The 4,303-nt window shown below is 63.1% G+C and carries 4 protein-coding genes; 2 read left to right on the top strand and 2 right to left on the bottom strand.

From position 1 onward, the window contains the following. Together ettA and EN925_RS25210 are read right to left on the bottom strand one after the other, a co-directional pair. Nucleotides 1-1,185 (bottom strand): energy-dependent translational throttle protein EttA (gene ettA / locus EN925_RS25215; protein WP_128337011.1); only part of this gene is annotated, 1,185 nt, incomplete at its 3' end. Between the two features lie 164 nt (nucleotides 1,186-1,349). After that, nucleotides 1,350-2,357 carry a ribonuclease gene (locus EN925_RS25210; RefSeq protein ID WP_127385620.1) on the bottom strand — a complete coding sequence of 336 codons (1,008 nt, stop codon included), beginning with the start codon at nucleotides 2,355-2,357 and terminating at the stop codon, nucleotides 1,350-1,352. A gap of 183 nt (nucleotides 2,358-2,540) precedes the next feature. On the opposite strand from EN925_RS25210, the gene EN925_RS25205 reads away from it, so the two are divergent. Continuing rightward, complete coding sequence (locus EN925_RS25205; protein ID WP_024501494.1) at nucleotides 2,541-3,473, top strand: alpha/beta hydrolase; 933 nt, start codon at nucleotides 2,541-2,543, stop codon at nucleotides 3,471-3,473. 99 nt (nucleotides 3,474-3,572) lie between these two features. Then, the coding region (locus EN925_RS25200; protein ID WP_164894379.1) for a CaiB/BaiF CoA-transferase family protein at nucleotides 3,573-4,303 on the top strand (731 nt) is incomplete at its 3' end.

The raw sequence follows: 4,303 nt of genomic DNA, 5'->3' as shown, positions 1-4,303 counted from the left end.
CGACGGATCGAGAGCATCGCGGCTCTGGTCGACATAGCCGAGCTTCTCCGTTTCGCCGACGCGCACAGAACCCGCATCCGGCTTTTCCTGGCCGGTGATCATGCGAAACAGCGTCGTCTTGCCGGCGCCGTTCGGGCCGATGACGCCGACGATGCCGCCGGGCGGCAGCTTGAATTCCAGGCCGTCGATGAGCAGCGTGTCACCAAAGCCCTTCGACAGGCCTTCCGCCTCGATCACGACATTGCCGAGCCGTTCGCCGTGCGGGATGACGATCTGCGTATCGCTCGGACGCCGCTTGTCGGCTGCATCCAAAAGGTCCTGGAACGCCTGGATACGCGCCTTGGACTTGGTCTGGCGGGCCTTCGGGCTCGACTGGATCCATTCGCGCTCGCGGCCGATGGCGCGCTGGCGGGCATCGTCCTCGCGGCCTTCCTGCTTGAGCCGCTTGGCCTTGGCTTCGAGGTATTTGGTGTAGTTGCCCTCATAGGGAATGCCGCGGCCGCGATCGAGTTCGAGGATCCAGCCGGTGACGTTGTCGAGGAAGTAGCGATCGTGGGTGATGATCATCACGGCGCCCGGATAGGCACGCAGATGCTTTTCCAGCCATGCCGTGGTTTCGGCGTCGAGATGGTTGGTCGGTTCGTCGAGCAGCAGACGGTCGGGCTGGCGCAGCAGAAGCTGGCAAAGCGCGACGCGGCGGCGCTCGCCGCCCGACAGCTTGGTGACTTCCGCATCCTTGGGCGGGCAGCCCAGCGCTTCCATCGCCATCTCGACCTGCTGTTCGAGGTCCCACAGGTTCAGCCGATCCATCTCGTCCTGGAGCTTGGCCGACTCGTCGGCCGTCTCGTCGGAATAGTTCATCATCAATTCGTTGTAGCGCTCGATGATGGCGGTCTTGGCGGCGACGCCTTCCATGATGTTTTCGAACACGGTCTTGTCCGGATCGAGCGCCGGCTCCTGCGCCAGGTAGCCGACAGTGGCGCCTTCGGCGAGCCACGCTTCGCCGTTCCACTCCTTGTCGAGCCCAGCCATGATCTTGAGGATCGTCGACTTGCCCGAACCGTTGGGGCCGAGGATGCCGATCTTGGCGTCCGGATAGAAGGAGAGATGGACATTCTCGAGCACCTTCTTGGTGCCATAGGCCTTGTTGAGGCCGGCCATGTGATAGATGAACTGGCGTGCCACGCGCGCTTTCCCTGAAAAACCGACTGGATTTGTCGAATTGAATGGAGGTTGGCCGCTATGTAGGCGATGCGGCGGCGAACGGCAATCGCTTTTGCCAGATCAGGCCAATCACACGGACAAGTGTGGACCGCTGCTCGTGCAGTCTAGGCGCCGTTCAGCCGCCCTTACTGGAACCCGATAGCGTCGACGGTGCCGGTCGGGCAGCCTGCCTTGTTGGTCGGCACCGAAGCCAGCAGCAGGTCCTTGAGCGCGCTGTTCGGGCCGATCGGGCCGGCGAGGCCGAGGGTCAGTTCGCCGATCAGCCGCCTGCCGCTCGACGGATCGATGACGCAGGAAACGCGCACGCGGTCCCCTGCTCCCGCCCCGAAGGCAGTGTCGAAAGCGCCGCGGATCTGGTCGGCCGTCAGCTTGCCGCCGATGTTCTTGGCAAAGAGATCGCGCACCGGCGAACTGTTCACCGCGCGCATCAAATTCAGCGCATCGGAGAAATAGTCCTGCTGGCTCTTGCCGTAGCAGGTGCCGTGCTTGATCCATTCATGCCGTTCGAGATGGGAGGCCGTTCCAGGCATCACCTGATCGAGTTCCGTGCGGGTGTTGGCGTCAAGATTGACCGGCGGCAGGTCTTTCCAGTGGGCCGGATTGTCGTTGGCCTTGTCGCTCGCCGTCGCCTGGCAATAGAAATTGCCATTCGGCTGCGGCCACAGGCCGTGCAAGGTGAAATGCGTGGCGTCGAAATCGCCGGTACTTTGTGCCCTGCATTCGGTCTTGTTCGACTTTGTCTCGCAAAACGCCGGCTGCCAGCTCAGCGCGAAGACGTATTCGGGCTTCCCCGATGCCGCCGGCTTGCCTTGCCCGTCAGGCGCGGCCGGCACGGTCGCCGCGCTGCTGCCGGAAACATGGCCGCAGCTGACCTTCACCCAGCGGCGCTCCGGATCGGCGCCCGGCACCAGGATGAGATAATGCGTCGGCGTATCCTTGTTGCCGGCAAGCAGCTGATAGCTCTGCCCGGCATCGGTCGAGACATTGCCGGGGTTCTTGCCGTTCTTGATCGCTTGCGTCGCCGGACAGGCGGCGTCGGCGACGAAGCTGCCGCTCATCTTCACGTCGGCATGCGCGGCCCCGGCCAGCGACGCCGCCAACATGGCCAATCCGAAAACGACACCGATGCGCATGGAGAATCCCCGGCTGAAGAAGTGGGCGACAGACTGAAGCTGTCTCCATGTCAGAATTGCGATATTTTGCTGACCGAACGCAAGAAACATCGTCGCGAAAAGCGGGTTTGCCGGATTGACGCATAATGTGGGCCGGCGCAAACAAAGCCAACGACGACAAAAGCAAGGGCGGGACCAGGCGGCATGTCATTCAGCCAGCAGCGCGTGGTTGCCTCGCCGACCGGTGCCGAGCTCAATCTTTTCGTCAGGCAGGCCGATGGCCGGGCACGCGCCGTCGTCCAGATCAATCACGGGCTAGCCGAGCACGCAGCGCGCTATGCCCGCTTTGCCGATTTTCTTGGCTCGCGCGGTTTCGACGTCTATGTCCACGATCATCGCGGCCACGGCGCGACCAAGGCGTCCGACGCTCCGCTCGGCAGGTTCGCCGACAGGGACGGTGCCGCCAAGGTGATCGCCGACGTCGACGTCATCCATGATCTCATCGCCCGCGAACGGCCAAACAGACCGGTCATCCTGTTTGGCCATTCGATGGGTGCGTCGGTGGCGCTGAACTACCTGTTGCGCCACTCGCCACGCGTTCACGCGGCAGCAATCTGGAACGGCAATTTCTCCCAAGGCCCGCTTGGGCAGCTTGCGCTCGGCATCCTTGCCTGGGAACGGATGCGGCTCGGCTCCGACGTGCCATCGCGCCTGCTGCCGAAACTCACCTTCCAGGCCTGGGGCAAGGCGGTGCCCAATCACCGCACAGTGTTCGACTGGCTGTCGCGCGACGAAGCGGAAGTGGCGAAATACATTGCCGATCCCTTGTGCGGCTGGGACGCTTCGGTGTCGATGTGGCGCGACGTCGTCGGTATGGCGCTGAACGGCGGCAAGGATGCCGGCTTTGCCGGTATCCGGCGCGACCTGCCCGTCAGCATCGTCGGCGGCGAGAAGGATCCGGCTTCCGACTATGGCAAAGGGATCACCCATCTTGCCGATCGCATGCGCAAGATGGGCTTTTCGAATCTGGTTTCAAAGGTTTACGCCGACACCCGCCACGAAAGCCTGAACGAGGTGAATCGCGACATTATCATGGATGATTTCGCCGCCTGGGCCGACGAAGTCCTCAAAGCGTGACGGATTGGCCCATTGCAAGAGCCGTGACAGCCGTTGCAGGGCTTGATAGAGGCTCTGCTTTCGCAGCAATCGCAGTGATTGCGGCAACCACGGTGATCCATGGCTGAGCCCCCGCTGAAAGGCGTCCGCGTCGTCGAACTCGCCCGCATCCTTGCCGGGCCATGGGCCGGGCAGTTGCTTGCCGATCTCGGCGCCGATGTCATCAAGGTCGAGAGCCCCGATGGCGGCGACGACACCCGCAAATGGGGCCCGCCCTTCGTCATGGGCAAGGACGGCGAGAACCTGTCGGCCGCCTATTACCATTCCTGCAACCGCGGCAAGCGCTCCATCGCCATCGATTTCTCGACCCCGGAAGGCGCCGAGACGGTGCGCCGGCTGGTCGCCACTTCGGACGTGCTGATCGAGAACTTCAAGCTCGGCGGCCTGAAGAAATACGGCCTCGACTATGACAGCCTGCGCAAGATCAACCCGCGCCTCGTCTACTGCTCGATCACCGGTTTCGGCCAGGACGGTCCGTACGCACCGCGCGCCGGCTACGACTTCATCATCCAGGCCATGGCCGGCATGATGTCGATCACCGGCGAGGTCGGCCGCGAGCCGCAAAAGGCGGGCGTCGCCATCTCCGACATCTTCACCGGCCTTTATTCGGTCATCGCCATCCAGGCAGCACTGCGCCATGCCGAGCAGACCGGCGAAGGTCAGCATGTCGACATGGCGCTTTTCGACACCCAGATCTCGGCGCTCGGCAACCAGAATTTGAACTATCTCGTCTCCGGCAAATCGCCGGTGCAGATGGGCAATGCGCATATGAACATCGCCCCCTACGAGGT

Source organism: Mesorhizobium sp. M7A.F.Ca.US.006.04.2.1 (genome assembly GCF_004022915.1).
GTDB classification, from domain to species: domain Bacteria; phylum Pseudomonadota; class Alphaproteobacteria; order Rhizobiales; family Rhizobiaceae; genus Mesorhizobium; species Mesorhizobium ciceri.
The sequence above is the reverse complement of the archived record's forward strand: the minus strand, read 5'-3'. Positions and strand labels throughout refer to the sequence as shown.